At 70.9% G+C, this 16,313-nt stretch carries 16 protein-coding genes; all 16 read right to left on the reverse strand.

Going from position 1 to position 16,313, the window contains the following annotated elements:
• Positions 1-5: 5 nt before the first annotated feature.
• Positions 6-1,217, reverse strand: a complete 1,212-nt coding sequence (gene lhgO / locus K338_RS0107905) for an L-2-hydroxyglutarate oxidase (RefSeq protein ID WP_022917637.1) — start codon at positions 1,215-1,217, stop codon at positions 6-8.
• Positions 1,218-1,256: 39 nt separating this feature from the next.
• The gene (locus K338_RS0107910) at positions 1,257-2,357 is read right to left on the reverse strand and encodes an adenosine deaminase (protein ID WP_022917638.1); all 1,101 of its coding nucleotides are present in this window, start codon (positions 2,355-2,357) and stop codon (positions 1,257-1,259) included.
• The gene (locus tag K338_RS21260) at positions 2,354-2,677 is read right to left on the reverse strand and encodes a DUF202 domain-containing protein (RefSeq protein ID WP_022917639.1); all 324 of its coding nucleotides are present in this window, start codon (positions 2,675-2,677) and stop codon (positions 2,354-2,356) included. Before K338_RS21260 ends, K338_RS0107910 begins: the two co-directional genes overlap by 4 nt.
• 7 nt (positions 2,678-2,684) lie before the next feature.
• Positions 2,685-3,086 carry a YidH family protein gene (locus K338_RS0107920; protein WP_022917640.1) on the reverse strand — a complete coding sequence of 134 codons (402 nt, stop codon included), beginning with the start codon at positions 3,084-3,086 and terminating at the stop codon, positions 2,685-2,687.
• A complete protein-coding gene (locus K338_RS0107925) occupies positions 3,083-4,378 on the reverse strand; it encodes a thymidine phosphorylase (protein ID WP_022917641.1) in 1,296 nt (431 codons plus the stop codon). Before K338_RS0107925 ends, K338_RS0107920 begins: the two co-directional genes overlap by 4 nt.
• A 10-nt stretch (positions 4,379-4,388) precedes the next feature.
• Complete coding sequence (locus tag K338_RS0107930; protein ID WP_022917642.1) at positions 4,389-4,799, reverse strand: cytidine deaminase; 411 nt, start codon at positions 4,797-4,799, stop codon at positions 4,389-4,391.
• Positions 4,800-4,828: 29 nt separating this feature from the next.
• The gene (locus K338_RS0107935; RefSeq protein WP_022917643.1) at positions 4,829-6,127 is read right to left on the reverse strand and encodes an ABC transporter permease; all 1,299 of its coding nucleotides are present in this window, start codon (positions 6,125-6,127) and stop codon (positions 4,829-4,831) included.
• On the reverse strand, positions 6,124-7,332 hold the full coding sequence (locus K338_RS21265; RefSeq protein WP_022917644.1) for an ABC transporter permease: 1,209 nt from the start codon (positions 7,330-7,332) through the stop codon (positions 6,124-6,126). The genes K338_RS0107935 and K338_RS21265 overlap by 4 nt, the downstream gene beginning before the upstream one ends.
• Positions 7,325-8,851 carry an ABC transporter ATP-binding protein gene (locus tag K338_RS21270; RefSeq protein ID WP_022917645.1) on the reverse strand — a complete coding sequence of 509 codons (1,527 nt, stop codon included), beginning with the start codon at positions 8,849-8,851 and terminating at the stop codon, positions 7,325-7,327. The genes K338_RS21265 and K338_RS21270 overlap by 8 nt, the downstream gene beginning before the upstream one ends.
• Before the next feature lie 9 nt (positions 8,852-8,860).
• Entirely contained in the window at positions 8,861-9,982 is a 1,122-nt protein-coding gene (locus tag K338_RS0107950; RefSeq protein ID WP_022917646.1) for a BMP family lipoprotein, read from the reverse strand.
• Positions 9,983-10,120: 138 nt separating this feature from the next.
• On the reverse strand, positions 10,121-11,344 hold the full coding sequence (locus tag K338_RS0107955) for an amidohydrolase (RefSeq protein WP_022917647.1): 1,224 nt from the start codon (positions 11,342-11,344) through the stop codon (positions 10,121-10,123).
• 41 nt (positions 11,345-11,385) lie between these two features.
• Positions 11,386-12,243, reverse strand: coding sequence for an ABC transporter permease (locus K338_RS0107960; protein ID WP_022917648.1), 858 nt, complete (start codon positions 12,241-12,243; stop codon positions 11,386-11,388).
• On the reverse strand, positions 12,240-13,232 hold the full coding sequence (locus K338_RS0107965; protein ID WP_022917649.1) for a daunorubicin resistance protein DrrA family ABC transporter ATP-binding protein: 993 nt from the start codon (positions 13,230-13,232) through the stop codon (positions 12,240-12,242). The genes K338_RS0107960 and K338_RS0107965 overlap by 4 nt, the downstream gene beginning before the upstream one ends.
• A 220-nt stretch (positions 13,233-13,452) precedes the next feature.
• Positions 13,453-14,565 (reverse strand): mannose-1-phosphate guanylyltransferase, encoded by a 1,113-nt coding sequence (locus K338_RS0107970; protein ID WP_022917650.1) that lies wholly within the window; start codon positions 14,563-14,565, stop codon positions 13,453-13,455.
• A 40-nt stretch (positions 14,566-14,605) separates the two neighbouring features.
• Complete coding sequence (locus K338_RS21275; protein ID WP_022917651.1) at positions 14,606-15,667, reverse strand: YihY/virulence factor BrkB family protein; 1,062 nt, start codon at positions 15,665-15,667, stop codon at positions 14,606-14,608.
• Positions 15,668-15,718: 51 nt separating this feature from the next.
• Positions 15,719-16,282: a 2'-5' RNA ligase family protein gene (locus K338_RS0107980; RefSeq protein ID WP_051154720.1), complete on the reverse strand. Its 564-nt coding sequence runs from the start codon at positions 16,280-16,282 to the stop codon at positions 15,719-15,721.
• Positions 16,283-16,313 lie beyond the last annotated feature (31 nt).

The following is a 16,313-nucleotide window of genomic DNA, read 5'->3' on the forward strand; positions in this document are numbered from 1 at the left end:
GGTGCTCAGGCGACTGCGGCGACGATGTGCTCGGCGATCGCCAACGAGGCGGTCGCCCCAGGTGAGGGGGCGTTGCGCACCAGGGTCACCGGACCACGGCGTTCGATCGCGAAGTCGTCCAGCAGCCGGCCGTCGCGGGTCATCGCCTGGGCGCGGATGCCCCGGCCTACCGGGGTGAGCCGGGCTCCCTCCAGCGCTGGCACATAGCTGCGCGCCTCGGTGAGGAACTGCCCGGGTGAGAGCACCCCAGCCAGCTCACGTACCGCCGTCGGCACGTTGCGGGCGGCAAACCGCCAGAACCCGGGCCAGCAGGCGACCTCGATGAGGTCACGCAGGCGCACCTGCCCGCGGTACCCCTCCCGGGCCGCGGACAGGAACGCGTTCGGCCCGATGGTCAGGGTCCCGTCCACCCGGCGGGTCAGGTGCATCCCGAGGAACGGGTAGCGCGGGTCCGGCACCGGGTAGACCAGCCCCCGGGTGAGGCCAGCGTGCGCGTCGTCGATCCGGTAGTACTGGCCGAAGAACGGGATGATCGCCGGATCCGCGCTGCCGCCGGAGGCGCGGGCGAGCCGATCGGAGGACAGACCCGCGCAGACCACGACCGCGTCGAACAGGTCGGTCAGCTCCGCGGCGCCCCAGGCGGAGTGCGGTTGCGGCTCCGCCACCACCCGCACCCCACGGGCCAGCGGCACCAGGGTGCGCACCCGGTGACCGAGCAGCACCCGACCGCCGGCGGCCTGCACATCCTGCGCCAAGGCGCGGGTGATGGCCGCGTAGTCCACCACTGCTGTGCCCGGGGAGACCAGGGCGGCCACGCCGACCGCCTCCGGTTCCACCTCTGCGAGCCCGGCCGGGCCGACCAGCCGCACCCCGGGCACCCCGTTCGCGCGGGCCCGATCGGCGATGTCCCGCAGCCGGGTGTGCTCGGCCTGGTCGCGGGCGATGAGCACCTTGCCGCACTGCAGGTAGGGCAGGGCGCGGTCGGCGCAGTACTCGCCCAGCAGCTGCACCCCGCGCCGGCACAGCCGAGCCTTCAGCGAACCGGGCGTGTAGTACAGGCCGGCGTGCACCACCCCGGAGCTGTGCCCGGACTGGTGAGCGGCGAGGTGGTCCTCCTTCTCCACGAGGGTGACCTGAGCACCAGGACGGCTGCGCTGGAGCTCGCGCGCCACAGCGCAGCCGAGGATGCCACCGCCGACCACCGCATACCTGGTCACGGCTCCACGATAGGGGCGCTTCCGCGGAAGCGCTGTGCTTCAGGCCCGGGCGGCGGCGAAGCCCGGTTCCACCTGCCGGGTGACGATCTGCTGCTTGATGTGGTGCGGGGCGAAGGAGTTCCACGCCGCCAGCAGGGTGGCCTCCTCCAGGTCGTCCAGCGTCCACCCGGCCTCGGTGACCAGCAGCTCCATCTCGCGACTCATCGACGTGCCGGACATCAGCCGGTTGTCGGTGTTGATCGTCACCGCGAAACCCAGGTGCCACAGGGTGCTGATCGGGTGGTTCGCGACGCTGGCGGCGATCCCGGTCTGCAGGTTGGAGCAGGGGCACACCTCGAGCGGGACCTGCCGGTCCAGCACCCAGGAGGCCAGCCGGCCGAAGGTGGCCTGGGTGCCTGCTCCCGCGGCGTCACCGGCGGGGCCCAGCTCGATGTCCTCGATGATCCGCACGCCGTGCCCGAGCCGGAGCGCCCCGCACAGCTGCAGCGCCTCCCAGATGCTCTCCGGACCGGCCGCCTCCCCGGCGTGGATCGTGTAGGGGAAGTTCGCCTCTCGCAGCGTCTGGAACGCGGTCCGCTGCCGGCTGGGCGGGAACCCGTCCTCCGGGCCGGCGATGTCGAAGCCGACCGCGCCCCGGTCCCGGTTGGCCAGGGTGAGCTCGGCGATCTCGTCGGCGCGGTCGTTCTGCCGCATCGCGGACAGCAACGTGCCAGCCTCGATGGTGTGCCCGGCGCGGGCAGCCTCGGCCTTGCCCTCGGCGATGCCGGCGTGCACGGCGTCCACCACCTGCTGCAGGGTCAGCCCGTGGCGCTGGTGCTGCTCGGGGGCATAGCGCAGCTCGGCGTAGACCACCCCGTCCGCGGCCAGGTCGACCACCGCCTCACGGGCCACCCGGGCGAGCGCGTCGGTGGTCTGCATCACTGCGATCGTGTGCTCGAAGGTCTCCAGGTAGCGCTCCAGGGAGCCGGAGTCTGCGGCGGCGACGAACCACTCCCCGAGCGCCTCCGGCTCCGTGGCCGGCAGCTGGTGGTCCACCTGGGCGGCCAGCTCGATGATCGTGGCCGGCCGGAGGCCACCGTCGAGGTGGTCGTGCAGCAGGACCTTGGGCAGCGCGGCGATCGTCTCGCGGGTCAGGCTCATGGATTCAGCGTATCGAGGATGTTCGCCACGGCGAGCGCCGCACCGATCACGGCCAGCGCCACCACGGCGGTGGCCGCCTGCCGCAGCACCGACCAGCGGGAGGCGGCGGTCGGCTGCCAGTACCGCAGCCTGCGCAACGCCCCACCGAGACCCGCTACGGCTGCGAGCGCCGCCAGACCGGAGAGCACCGGGTGACCCAGCCGTTGCGCGGTCATCGAGGCGACCAGCGCACCCATCGTCACCGCGAGCACGGTGCGGTGCCAGGAGAGCATGGTGCGCTGCGGCTGTGCGCCGGGGTCGCCGTCGAGGCCGGTGGTCATCGCTCGTCTAGCCGGTGACCAGCTGCACGATCACGTACGCGACCATCAGCAGCGCGAACAGTGCGACGGCGACCACCAGCGCGGGCAGGATGCGGGGTGCGGGCAACGGTTCACCCAGCCGCAGCGCCCGTTCCCGGCGGCGCCATCCGGACAGGGCGGCGAGCGCGAGCACACCACCACCGACGCACGCCAGGGCGGCGACCAGGTCCAGGAACATGTTGCCGGCACCGAAGGAGGCCAGCGTGGTCAGCGCCACCCCGCCGGCTACCAGCGCCAGCCCGGTGCGCAACCAGGCCAGGGCGGTGCGTTCGTTCGCCAGGGAGAACCGGGCGTCCGGTTCGGTACCGACCCCGTACACCGAACGTGGCCGCCGCTCCTCCCCCTGGGGTGCTTCTGCGGCCTCGCTCACCGGGCCTCCACCCGGTCCAGCAGCACCGACCCGGTGGCCGGCCGGGCACCCTCGGGGGCGATGGTCACCGCATCGGCGAGCGCCTCGCGGGCCCGCTCGAACCGGTCCGGGGTGTCGGTGTGCAACGTCATCAGCACCTGTCCGGCGCGCACCGGGGCGCCCGGCTTGGCGTGCAGCTGCACCCCGGCACCGGCCTGCACCGGCTCGTCGCGTCGGGTGCGGCCGGCACCGAGGCGCCAGGCGGCCAGCCCCACCGCGTAGGCGTCCAGACCGACCAGCACACCGTCTGCCGGTGCGAGCACCTCGTCGGTGTGCCTGGCGGTGGGCAACGGGGCGTCCGGGTCGCCGTCCTGGGCTCGGATCATCGCCTTCCAGGTGTCCATCGCCTGGCCACCGGTCAGGTGCTCGGCCGGGTCCACGTCGGTGAGCCCTCCTGCGGCGAGCATCTCCGCGGCCAGCGCGACGGTCAGCTCCACCACGTCCGGTGGTCCACCACCGGCGAGCACCTCGAGGGACTCGGCCACCTCCAGGGCGTTCCCGGCGGTCAGACCGAGCGGGGTGGACATATCCGTGATCAGGGCGGTGGTACGCAACCCGGCATCACTGCCCAGGTCGACCATGGTGCGGGCCAGCTCGCGGGCGTCGTCGATCTCCTTCATGAACGCACCCGACCCGACCTTCACGTCCAGCACCAGCGCCCCGGTGCCTTCAGCGATCTTCTTGCTCATGATCGAGGCGGCGATCATCGGGATGGACTCCACGGTGCCGGTCACGTCCCGCAGCGCGTACAGCTTGCGGTCTGCCGGGGCGAGGCCCGACCCCGCCTGGCAGATCACCGCGCCCACGGTCTGCAGCTGCTCTCGCATCTCGGCGTTGCTGAGCGCGGCCCGCCACCCGGGGATGGACTCCAGCTTGTCCAGGGTGCCGCCGGTGTGCCCCAGGCCGCGGCCGGAGAGCTGCGGCACAGCGAGCCCGAAGGAGGCGACCAGAGGAGCCAGCGGCAGGGTGATCTTGTCCCCCACCCCGCCGGTCGAGTGCTTGTCCACGCTGGGGCGGCCCAGGTCGGAGAAGTCCATCCGTTCCCCGGAGGCGATCATCGCTGCGGTCCACCGGGAGATCTCCGCCCGGTCCATACCGCGCAGCAGGATCGCCATCGCCAGGGCAGACATCTGCTCCTCGGCCACCACCCCGCGGGTGTAGGCGTCCACGACCCAGTCGATCTGCTCCGGGGTGAGGGCGGCGCCGTCACGCTTGGCGATGATGACGTCCGTGGCGTCGAAGGCTTCGCTCATGCTGCCCACACTAACCGGGCAGGTTGTCCGGGCCGAACGCCTGCGGGAGCACCTCGGTCATCGGCAGCACTCCCTGCGGGGTCTCCACCAGCAGCGTGGGGCCACCGTGCTCCCAGAGCAGCTGCCGGCACCGTCCGCACGGCATCAGCACCTGGCCCTGGCCGTCGCAGCAGGTGAAGGCGACCAGGCGCCCGCCGCCGGAGCCGATCAGCGCCGAGACCAGCGAGCACTCCGCGCACAGGGTCACCCCGTAGGAGGCGTTCTCCACGTTGCAGCCGACGACGACGTCCCCGCGGTCGGTCAGCGCGGCCGCCCCCACGGGGTAGTGGGAGTAGGGCACGTAGGCGTTGCCCATCGCGTCCGTCGCTGCGGTGCGCAGCGTGGTCCAGTCGACGGCGGAGGGCGGGGTGGGGTTGCTCATCGCACCACCGTCTCACGGGTAGGTCAGGCTCATGGGTACGGTTTGCCGTCAGCGGCCGGGGGCCGGACCCGCCCGACCAGTCCGGCAACGGCGAAGATGGTGGCCAGGTACGGCAGCATCGACATCAGCTCGTAGTCCACCGGGGAGCCGATGTTGCGCAGCACCCGGTTCAGCGCGTCGGTGAAGCCGAACAGCACCGCGGCAGCGAGCGCTCCCCTGGGCGACCAGCGGCCAAGGATCATCGCGGCCAGGGCGATGTACCCGCGCCCGACGGAGACCTCCTTGGTGAACGCCAACCCGGCGGCCAGGAACGAGGCGCCACCGAAACCGGCCACGGCCGAACCGAGCACCACGGCCCGGTACCGGGTGCGGTTCACCTTGATGCCGACAGTGTCGGCGGCCTTCGGGTGCTCACCTACGGACCGCAGCCGCAGCCCCCACCGGCTGCGGAAGAGCATGTACTGCAGCACGAACACGGCCACGTACATGGCGTAGACGATCACCGTCTGGTTGAACAGGGCGTCACCGAGCACCGGGATGTCCGCCAGGACGGGGATGCGCCAGGTGGGCAGCGGCGGCGGGGAGTTGAACTCCTGCGGGTTCTCGCTGAGCACGGTGGAGAACAGGTAGTTCGTCAGACCGAGGACCAGCACGTTGACCACCACGCCGACGATGATCTGGTCCACCTTGTAGGTGATGGAGAAGACGGCAAGGATCAGCCCGACCAGGGCACCGGCGATCGGGGCGGCCACAAGGCCGATGTAGGGGCTCCCGGTGATCGAGGCGGCGATGGCGCACAGGAACGCACCGCCGAGCAGCTGGCCCTCGATGGCGATGTTGATCACGCCGGCGCGTTCGCACAGCACCCCGGCGAAGGCACCGAAGACCAGCGGCACCGCCCAGGTCATCGTCAGCCCGAGCAGGAACGGCAGCCGCAGGGTGCCGGTGCTGGCGGACATCACCCAGACCAGGAACATCACCAGCACCAAGGCACCGAAGACCACCAGGTACCAGCGGCGCGGCTTGCGCGCCGCTGCGGCGATGAAGGCAGCGGCGGTCAGCGCGAAGGTGCCGACGGCGCACAGGATGAGCACCAGTCGGGCGGGTGCGTGCCACACCGGCCACTGCCAGGACGCGTCCGGTTCGGTGAACGCGAACTGGGCGAGTGCCGTCGAGGGGGTGAACAGCACGAACGCGAACAGGGCGGCGATGCTGATCACCGCCAGGGTGATCGGGGTGCGCCAGGAGACGGTGCCGAGCACGTCCGCGCGCAGCGTCGCACCCGGTTCGACCGGACCCGGGGTGCCGGCCATCATCGGGGCCGTCATGAGGCCACCTCCACAGCGCGTCGGCTGCCGGGTCTGCCGGGCAGGTGGAACATGGTGCGCACCAACGGCGGGGCGGCGATGAACAGCACGATCACCGCCTGGATCACCAGTACGATGTCGATCGGGGTCTGCGAGGCGGTCTGCATCAGCGGAGATCCGGCGCGCAGCGCCCCGAACAGCACGGAGGCGCCGACGATCCCGGCGGGCCGGTTCCGGCCGAGCAGCGCCACGGTGATCGCGTCGAAGCCGATCGAGCCGGCCGAGCTGGCACGCAGCGTGTGGTCGGCGCCGAGGATCTGCGCGGCACCGCCCAGGCCAGCGAGGAGCCCAGCGGTGACCATCACCATGACGAACACCAGGTTGACGTTGATGCCCGCAGTGCGGGCGGCGTCCATGTTCGCGCCCACCGCCCGGAACTTGAAGCCGATGGTGGAGCGTTCCATCAGCCACCACACGCCCACGGCGGCCAGCAGCGCCAGCACGAAGCCCCAGTGCAGCCGGAACTGCGACCCGAGCATCAGCGGCAGCCTCGCGCTGGGGTCCACCTCCGGGCTGATCGGCCGGTTCGGGGCCCGGGCGAGGATGCTGGTGGTCAGCAGCCAGGTGATCAGCCAGGTGGCGATCCAGTTGAGCATGATCGTCACGATCACCTCGTTGGCACCGGTGCGGGCCTTGAGCACACCGGCGATCGCGGCCCACAGTCCGCCGACCACGGCAGCGCCCAGCAACGCGACGATCACGTGCAGCACGATCGGCAGTTCCAGCGCGAAACCGATCCACGCGGCCATCGCACCGCCCATCAGCACCTGCCCCTGAGCACCGATGTTGAACAGGCCGGCGCGGAAGCCGATACCCAGGCCCAGCGCTGCGAACAGCAGCGGGGTGGCAGCGACCATCGTCTCGGTGATCGGTCGGATCGTCCGGGCGCCGGACGCCTCGTAGTCGAAGATCGCGCCGCGGAACAGGCTGGTGTAGGCGCCGGAGACCGCGCTCCACGCGGCACCGAGGGTGTCCCCGGGGCGCTCGAAGAAGTAGCTGACGCTGCCGCGCACCTGCGGGTCTGCGGCGACGATGAGGATCGCGGAGATCACCAGGGCGGCGAGGATGGCCAGGAAGGTCAGCAGCGCAGAGGAGCGGGCGATCTCGTCCCAGGTGATCCGGGGCCGGGTCGGAGTCTCGGTGGGCCGCTGCGGGGTGTCAGTCATCGCCTGCCTCCTCGCCAGGGTCATCAGTGACGCCGGCCATCATCATCCCCAGGGTGTCCCGGTCGGTGTCGGCGTCGACGATGCCGACCACCTGCCCGCGGTACATCACCGCGATCCGGTCGGCCAGCCCCATCACCTCGTCCAGCTCGGTGGAGACGATGAGCACCGGGATGCCGGCGTCGCGTTCCTCGATGATCCGCCGGTGCACGAACTCGATCGAGCCCACGTCCAGCCCGCGGGTGGGCTGGGAGGCGATCAGCAGCCGCAGCGAGCGGGACATCTCCCGGGCGAGCACCACCTTCTGCTGATTCCCGCCGGAGAGGTTGCCGGCGAGGGTGTCCACCGAGGTGGCGCGCACGTCGAAGGCACCGGCGAACTCTTCCGCCTTGGCGCGGGCGTGGTCGAGCTGCAGGGCGAGGCCGCGGGCGTACGGAGGCCGGTCGTGCTGGTCCAGGAGGAAGTTCTCCAGGATGGTGAAGGAGGAGATCAGCCCGTCCTTGCTGCGGTCCTCCGGGACGAAGCCCACCCCGGCGCCGAGCACGTCCCGCACGCTGCGCCCGACCAGCTCGGTGCCGTCCAGCTGCACCGATCCGGTGCCCACCTCCCGCAGCCCGAGGATCGCCTCGGCGAGCTCGGACTGGCCGTTGCCCTGCACCCCGGCGATGGCGAGCACCTCCCCACCGCGGACGGTGAGGCTGACGTCGTCGACCACCTTGGTGCCGGCGGCGTCCAGCACGGTCAGGCCGTTGACCTCGAGGCGGTGCTCGTTCGGTTCGGCGGGGTTCTTCTGCACGCCGAGCACCACGTCCCGGCCGACCATCAGCGAGGCGAGCTCGGCCTGGGAGGCGGTCGGCTCCGCAGTGGCGACCACCTTCCCGCGGCGGATCACGGTGATCTCGTCCGCCACGGCCTGCACCTCGCGGAGCTTGTGCGTGATGAACACGACGGCGGTGCCTGCCTCGGCGAGGCTGCGCATGATGGTCATCAGCTCGTCGGTCTCCTGCGGGGTGAGCACCGCCGTCGGCTCGTCCAGGATGAGCACCTCGGCCTGCCGGGAGAGGGCCTTGATGATCTCCACCCGCTGCTGCACGCCCACGGGCAGGTCCTCCACCCGGGCGTCCGGGTCCACGTCGAAGCCGAACTTCTCCGACAGGGAGCGCACCAGCTCGCGTGCCTGGCTGAGGTTGATGATGCCCAGCGGCCCGGCCGGTTCGTGCCCGAGCACCACGTTCTCCGCCACGGTGAACACCGGCACGAGCATGAAGTGCTGGTGCACCATGCCGATCCCGGCGGCCATCGCCTCACCCGGCCCGGTGAACTCCACCGCGGTGTCGTCGATGAGGATCTGGCCCTCGTCCGGGGTGTACAGGCCGTAGAGCACGTTCATCAACGTGGACTTGCCGGCCCCGTTCTCCCCGAGCAGCGCGTGGATGCGGCCGGGTTCGACGAGCAGGTCGATCCGGTCGTTCGCGACCAGGTCACCGAACCGCTTGGTGATTCCGCGTAGCTCGAGCTTCACTGCGCTCGGTCAGTTCGCGCTGGGCGAGTCGACGACCAGGTCGCCGGCGATGATCTGCGCCTGCAGGTCCTCGATCTCGCTGTTCAGCTCGTCCGGCACCTCGTCCTCGAAGTCGTGGTACGGCGCCAGGGACACACCGCCGTTCTCCAGGGTGCCCACGTACGGGTCGGAGGTGAACTCCCCGTTCACGGAGGCCTCGATGGTGTCGAACACGGAGTTCGCGATGCCCTTCATCACCGAGGTGAGGATCAGGTCCTTGAACTCGTCGTTCGCCGGCTGCTCGTACCCGTCGGAGTCCACCCAGATGACCGACACACCGTCGTTCTCCGAGGCGGCGCGCAGCGACCCGGCCCCGACCGGACCAGCGACGGGCAGGATGATGTCCGCACCGTCGGCGATGAACTGCTGGCTGGTGCTGTAGCCGGCCTCGGTGTTGGAGAAGTCACCGGTGAAGGATCCGTCCTGGGCGTCCTTGTCCCAGCCGAGTGCCTCCACGTCGGCGTCGTGGGCGTCGTTGTAGGCGGCGACGCCGTCGACGAACCCGTCCATGAAGATCGTCACCGACGGCAGCGCCTGGCCGCCGTAGGTGGCTACCGTTCCGGTCTCGGTCATCCCGGCGGCGAGGTACCCGGCGAGGAACGCAGCCTCCTGGGTGTTGAACAGCAGCGGCTTGGCGTTGTCGTAGGTCACCGGGCTGAAGTCGGCGTCGGTGAATGCGGAGTCGATGAGGGCGAAGTGCATGTCCGGGTTGTCCTCGGCAGCGGCCTGGATGGTGTCCTCCAGGTTGAAGCCCACCCCGATGGTCAGCGAGCAGCCCGCCTGCACCATCGCGTCCACGTTGCCGGTGTACTGGCCGGGGTCGGTGGACTCCGCGTCCCGTTCGGAGATGCCCAGCTCGTCCTTGGCCCGCATCAGCCCGTTGTATCCGGACTCGTTGAAGGAGGCGTCGTCCCAGCCGCCCTCGTCGGAGACCATGCAGGCGAGGAAGTCGCTGTTGTCGCCCCCCTCGGCGCTGCCCTCCGCACCGGTCTGGGCACCGGAGTCGGCAGGCTCCTCGTCGGGCGCAGATCCGCACGCTGCCAGTGTCAGTGCTGCTGCGGCCACGAGGGCCGCGGGGATCGACTTCTTCACGTCGCACTCCTCAGGTCTTGGTGCCGTCGTCGGCTGACAGTGACACTAAACCTTCCTCGCCCCGTCTGTGTCGCATGCTGAGACAGACGCGCGAGTTGTTACCGAACTGGTACCTGGCTGGTACGTCGGCCGCAGTTCTCAGGTATGCAGGTCGCGGCCGGCGCCGGCGGCGACCTGGGCGAGGAACCGTGCACCGACCCCGATGGCGTCCTCGTCGACGACCAGGTCCGGGCGGTGCAGGTCGTAGGCGCGCCCACCCGGGGTGCGCACCCCGAGCCGGGCCATCGCCCCGACGGCGGCGGTCAGGTACCAGCCGAAGTCCTCCCCACCGAGGGACTGCTCGGTGAGCACGAGCGCGTCCGGCCCGAGGACCGCACGGGCCGCCTCGTCCAGGATCCGAGTGCAGACCTCGTCGTTGTCCACCGGCGGCACCCCGCGCACCAGGCTGACCTCGGTCTCCACCCCGGTGGGGGCGACCACCTGGGTGATCAGCTCCTGCAGCAGGTTCTCCGCCTTCTCCCGGGTGCGCGCGTCCAGGCAGCGCAGCGTGCCGGTGATGGTGCCGGTGGTCGGTATCGCGTTCGGCGCGGACCCGGCACGCACGCTGCCCCAGGTGAGGTTCACCCCGGCGCGCGGGTCCAGCCGGCGGCCGAGCAGCGCCGGCGTGGTGGTGGCCACCAGACCGAGCGCGTACACGACGTCACCGGTCAGGTGCGGGCGGGAGGTGTGCCCGCCGTCTGAGGTCAACGTGACGGTGACAGTGTCGGATGCGGAGGTGATCGGCCCGATCCGGGTCCCCACCTGCCCGACCGGCACCTTCGGGTCGCAGTGCACGGCGAAGATGCGGTCGACGTCCTCCAGCACCCCGGTGTCCAGCAGGTCCAGCGCCCCACCGGGCTGGATCTCCTCGGCCGGCTGGAAGATCAATCGCACCGCCGAGTGCAAGGCGCCCTGGCGGGCGAGCTCGGCCAGCACCAGCCCGGCGCCCAGCACCACGGTGGTGTGCACGTCGTGCCCGCAGGCGTGGCTCACCCCTGGCACGGTGGAGGAGAACGGCAGCCCGGTGTCCTCCTGCAGCGGCAGGGCGTCCAGGTCGGCACGCAGCGCCACCCGGCGCAGCCGGCGGGTGGCCGGGCCCGGCTCGGTGGCCGGGTCGATGTCGGCGGCCAGCCCGGTCGGGGAGAACCGGCGCACCTTCAGACCTGCGGCCTCCAGCCGTTCGGCGACCTTGGCCGTGGTGCGGTGCTCGTTGAAACCCAGCTCCGGATGGGCGTGCAGGTCCCGCCGGAAGTCGACCAGCTCGGCGAGCAGGCCGTCGGTCAGCGTGTGGATCTGGTCGGTCAGGGCGGAGGAGGTGAGCACCCTGTGAGGTTACCGCTGGCCGCGGCACCGCCGCGGCGAGGTCAGCTCTTCCGGTTGTAGATGAACATCGAGATCGGTCCGAACAGCGCCACCAGCACCACGCAGTACAGCAGCACCGTGGCCACCGAGCCGGCCTGGAAGGAGCCGGCCATCAGCTCGCGGATGCTGGTGACCACCACCGAGACCGGGTTCACGTCCACCGCCGGCTCCAGCCAGCTCGGCATCGTCCGCGGGTCGACGAAGATGTTCGAGGCGAACGTCAGCGGCATCAGGATGAACATGGAGATGCCCATCGCGGCCTGCTCGGTACGTACCGCCAGGGAGATCACCGTCCACACCCAGGACAGGCTGAAGCTGAACACCAGGAGCAGGGCGAATGCGACCAGCACACCCAAGGCTCCGCCGTCCGGCCGGAAGCCCATCACGAACCCGACGGTCAGGATGATCACCCCGGCCAGGGTGTACCGCACCTGATCCCCCAGCAGCGCGCCGACCAGCTGCGCCGGCCGCCAGGTGGGCAGGGACCGGAACCGGTCGAAGACGCCCTTGGAGATGTCCCGGTTCAGCGTCAGACCGGTGTACATGGTGATCATGATCAGCGTCTGCACGAAGATCCCGGGGATCAGCCACTGTACGTACCCGTCCACGCTGCCGGCGATCGCGCCGCCGAAGATGTAGGTGAACATCACCGTCATCATGATCGGGAAGACGGTCACGTCGAAGAGCTGCTCGGGGACGTGCTTGATCTTCAGCAGCGCCCGCCACCCGTAGGTCAACGACGCCGACAGCGGACCGGCCCGGCGCGGGCGCGCCCCGGTCGGCATCAACACGCCAGCGATCTTGTCGGTGTGCACTGCGGCGGTGCCACCCGGTTCCTCAGTGGTCTCCACGGCGCTCATCGGGCACCTGCTTTCGTCTCGTCCGGGGTGCCTTGGGCACTGTCGTCGGCGGGGCTGCCGGTAAGGGTGAGGAACACCTCGTCCAGGCTGGGCTGACCCAGGGAGAACGTCTCGATGCCCAGGTCCTCGGCCTCCAGGGCGGTCAACGCAGCCGCTGCCCGGGCGGTCTGGTCGACCCGGACGGTCAGCGCGGTCGGGTCGGACTCCCGGTGCACATCGGCGCCGATCACTTCACCGAGCACCCGGGCGGCGTCCTCGCGGTCGGCTTCGTCGAGCACCCGCACGGTCAGTGCTCCGGACCCGACCTGGGCCTTGAGCTGACCCGGGGTGCCCTCGGCGATCACGGTGCCGTGGTCGATCACGGCGAGCCGGTCGGCCAGCTGGTCGGCCTCCTCCAGGTACTGCGTGGTGAGCAGGATGGTGGTGCCGCCGGACACCAGGGTGCGGATGATGTCCCACACCTGGTTCCGGCTGCGTGGGTCGATCCCGGTGGTCGGCTCGTCCAGGAACATCAGCTCCGGGGTGACGATCAGCGAGCCGGCGATGTCCAGCCGGCGGCGCATCCCGCCGGAGTACTTCTTCACCTGCTTCTCTGCGGCCTCCGACAGCCCGAACGCCGCGAGCAGGTCCAGGCCGCGGGAGCGTGCCGCACGCGAGGAGAGCCCGAGCAGCCGACCGAGCATGATGAGGTTCTCGATGCCGGTGAGGTCCTCGTCCAGGGAGGCGAACTGGCCGGTGAGGGCGATCTTCTCCCGGATCACCTTCGCCTCGGTGAGCACGTCGTGGCCGAGCACGTGTGCCTCGCCGGCGTCCGGGCGCAGCAGCGTGGCCAGCATCCGGATGACGGTCGTCTTCCCGGCGCCGTTAGGGCCGAGGAAGCCGTAGATGCCGCCGCGGCGCACGGTCAGGTCCACCCCGTCGACGGCGCGGGTGGACCCGAAGGTCTTCACCAGTCCTGAAGTCTCGATGGCGATCTCGGGCACGCCCATGCGTGGTCCTCTCCGGCGGCGTGGTCGGTGGGGCCGTGCCGCGGCAGGAGTGCGCGGCAGCAGGGAACTAGCAGAACACGGTCTGCACGGGATCGGCCATCGTTTTTCGCCGACGGCGTAGGGCCCGCCACGCATCGATCGAGGCACTCGTGGTGCATGGAGGTGTTCTTGTCTCACCTCGGTGCACCAGCAGCGCCTCAGGCTGGTGGAGGCCGAGGCATCAGAGCAGGTGGGCGCCGTCTGGGTCGTCAGCCAGTGCCGCCACCACGTCCTTGACCTGCTGGGCGGACTCGGTGCTGGTCACCAGCAGCGCGTCCGGGGTGTCCACGACGACGGCGCCGGGCAGCCCGAGCAGCACCACGCGCCGGGCCGTGCCGGTCACCACGAGCGCCCCGGGCGAGCCGGTGACCAGGGCGAGCTCCTGCTCGCCGAGCACGCGGGCGCCGTCCGGCTCCTGGCCGGGTGCGACCGGCAGCAGCTGGGCCAGGGAACGCCAGTCGCCCACGTCGTCCCAGCCGAGGTCCGCAGGCACCACGGCGACCCCGCCGGCCGCGGCGACCGGTTCGGCGATCGCGTGGTCGATGGCGATCCGGGTCAGTGCCGGCCACTCCCGGTCCAGCACCTCCGCCCGGTCGGGAGTGTCCCAGGCGGCGGCGATGGTGCGCAGCCCGGTGGCCAGCGCCGGCTGCAGGTGGTCCAGGTGTGCGAGCAGCACCCGGGTACGGACCACGAACATGCCTGCGTTCCACCGGTAGGCGCCGGTGGCCAGGTACGCCGCAGCGGTCTCGCCGTCGGGCTTCTCGGTGAAGCCGAGCACCTGGTGCGCGCCGGGAACACCGGCCAGCTCCTCGCCCTGGTGGATGTAGCCGAACGCGGTGGCGGGGCCCGTGGGCTCGATGCCGATGGTGGCCACGTAGTCGGCGCGGGCGACCTGCACTGCGGTGCGCACTGCGGTGGCGAACGCGTCGGTGCGGGTGATCACGTGGTCGGCGGCGAAGGAGCCGATCACCACGTCCTGGTCCGGGTGCCTGGTCTCGAGCACGGCAGCAGCCAGGCCGATGGCTGCCATCGAGTCCCGCGGAGAGGGTTCCGTGAGCAGGTTCGCACGCCCCAGGTCCGGCAGCTGGTCGACCACGGCGGCGGCGTGCGCGGTGCCGGTGACCACCAGCTGGTCATCGGTCAGGCCGGCCAGCCGCTCCCAGGTGTCCTGCAGCAGGGTGCGGCCGCGACCGGTGAGGTCGTGCAGGAACTTGGGCGAGCTGCGCCGGGACAGGGGCCACAGCCGGGTGCCGGCGCCACCGGCGGGGATCACGGCGTAGAAGGACTGCTGCATCGGGCCAGCGTAGCCAGCCCGCTGCTGCTGCGGGGCCAGGTCAGGCCTCCCGGGCACCGACCCACTTGCGACGGACCCAACCGATCAGCCCGCCCCAGTACGGCGGCGGTGGCGGTGGTTCCTCCGGCTGCACCTGACCGGTGATCGGGTCGTGCTGCCAGTCCAGGGTCTCCGGTTCGGAGAGGGTCACGTAGTTCGGCGTCTCGTCGCTGTGCGTGATCCAGTCCTCGGCCACCACCGGGCGACCCGGCGGGTTGGCGATCCAGGCCGCCGTCATCAGCGCGATCCGCACCAGGAAGTTCACCCAGAGCAGCAGCACGCCGAGCGCGGCCGATCCTTGGAACAGCGGGTTGTCCGAGACGCTGCCGACAGCGCTGGTACCCAGGTAGCGCAGCACACCGGACCCGATCCCGGCCAGCAGGGCTCCCAGCCAGAGGTCCCGGCTCGGCGGGCGCACCCCGCTGAGCACCCGGTAGATCCACACGAACACCAGCGTGTCCACGGCCAGGGCGACCAGCAGCCCGAGGATGCGCAGCAACCATCGACCGCCGGTGCTGTTGTCCAGGTCGACCAGGGACAGCACCCACTCCCCTGCGGTGCCGGCGGCCACCCCGAGCACTGTGGTCAGCAGCACGGAGATCGCCAGGCCGATGAAGCCGAGGAAGTCGCGCACCTTGCCCATCACCGGGCTCACGTCCGGAGCCAGCAGACCGAACATCGCCCGCACCGCGTTGCGCAGGTTGCGCGGTACCCGGGTGGCGGTGTTCAGCAGCACCAGCACGGCGAGGATCCCGGCGATGCCCGTGCCACCGGTGGGCTTGAGCTTCTCCGGCGGGATCTCACCGGGGCCGTCGCCGATCAGGTCCATCGGCATGGCGCCGTTGATGGTGTCGATCACCTGGTCGCGCAGCTCGAGGTTGTTCCCGATCACCAGCATGAACGCGGAGAACCCGATCACCAGGGCCGCGAAGATGGAGAACAGCGCGGAGAACGCGATGCCGCCGGAGAGCATGGCACCGTTGGCCACCCCGTAGCGGGCGAGCATGCGGGCCACCCGGGTGCGTTTCCACCAGTCCATCAGTGCTTTGATCCGGTCTCCCATGGCCTCCAATATGTCGAAACCGGGCCCGGAGCGCACGTCACCGGCGCGTCTTCAGGAGGTGAGCGCGAAGTCCACGGTGTCTCGCCACACCCCGTCGGCGCCGCGGAAGTACAGGGAGAAGTGCACTACCGGGAACACGGCGTCGAAGTCGTCCATCGACCGTGCCGCGCGGTCCAGGGTGTCCTCGTCCAGCTCGTGGGCGATGGTCACGTGCGGGTGGTAGGGGAAGCGCAGCTCCTGGGCGAGGACGTCGTCGTTGACGGCACGCTGCAGACGGCTGCAGTCCTGCGCCCCGGCCTGCAGCCGGACGAAGACCACCGGGGAGACCGGGCGGAAGGAGTCGGTGCCGGCGAGCTCGATGATGAACGGGCTGTGTGCCGCCGCGACCTCACCGAGGTGCGCCTCGACCCGGGCGACGTCCTGGTCGCGGACCTCGGTGGGCGGCAGCAGGGTGATGTGCGGGGGCACGGCGTGCGCGAGCGGGTCACCGGCCTCCACCCGGGCACGGGTGAGTCGAGCCGCATATGGCTCCGGGATCGGGATGGAGACGCCGACGAGCACAGCGCCCCCGGTCTCGCGCTGGGTACGGACGGCCCCCTGCCGCAGCTGGGTCATCGGCACCCTCGGCCACGCGCCTGGGTCTGCG

The sequence above is a fragment of the Ruania albidiflava DSM 18029 genome, from assembly GCF_000421225.1.
Classification (GTDB): Bacteria; Actinomycetota; Actinomycetes; order Actinomycetales; family Beutenbergiaceae; genus Ruania; species Ruania albidiflava.

Coding starts and splice junctions, on each gene's coding strand:
- K338_RS0107910 (WP_022917638.1), bottom strand. CDS start 2,357: ATGAGCCTGACCCGCGAGACGATCGCCGCGCTGCCCAAGGTCCTGCTG.
- K338_RS21260 (WP_022917639.1), bottom strand. CDS start 2,677: ATGACCACCGGCCTCGACGGCGACCCCGGCGCACAGCCGCAGCGCACC.
- K338_RS0107925 (WP_022917641.1), bottom strand. CDS start 4,378: ATGAGCGAAGCCTTCGACGCCACGGACGTCATCATCGCCAAGCGTGAC.
- K338_RS0107930 (WP_022917642.1), bottom strand. CDS start 4,799: ATGAGCAACCCCACCCCGCCCTCCGCCGTCGACTGGACCACGCTGCGC.
- K338_RS0107935 (WP_022917643.1), bottom strand. CDS start 6,127: ATGACGGCCCCGATGATGGCCGGCACCCCGGGTCCGGTCGAACCGGGT.
- K338_RS21265 (WP_022917644.1), bottom strand. CDS start 7,332: ATGACTGACACCCCGCAGCGGCCCACCGAGACTCCGACCCGGCCCCGG.
- K338_RS0107960 (WP_022917648.1), bottom strand. CDS start 12,243: ATGAGCGCCGTGGAGACCACTGAGGAACCGGGTGGCACCGCCGCAGTG.
- K338_RS0107965 (WP_022917649.1), bottom strand. CDS start 13,232: ATGGGCGTGCCCGAGATCGCCATCGAGACTTCAGGACTGGTGAAGACC.
- K338_RS0107970 (WP_022917650.1), bottom strand. CDS start 14,565: ATGCAGCAGTCCTTCTACGCCGTGATCCCCGCCGGTGGCGCCGGCACC.
- K338_RS21275 (WP_022917651.1), bottom strand. CDS start 15,667: ATGGGAGACCGGATCAAAGCACTGATGGACTGGTGGAAACGCACCCGG.
- K338_RS0107980 (WP_051154720.1), bottom strand. CDS start 16,282: ATGACCCAGCTGCGGCAGGGGGCCGTCCGTACCCAGCGCGAGACCGGG.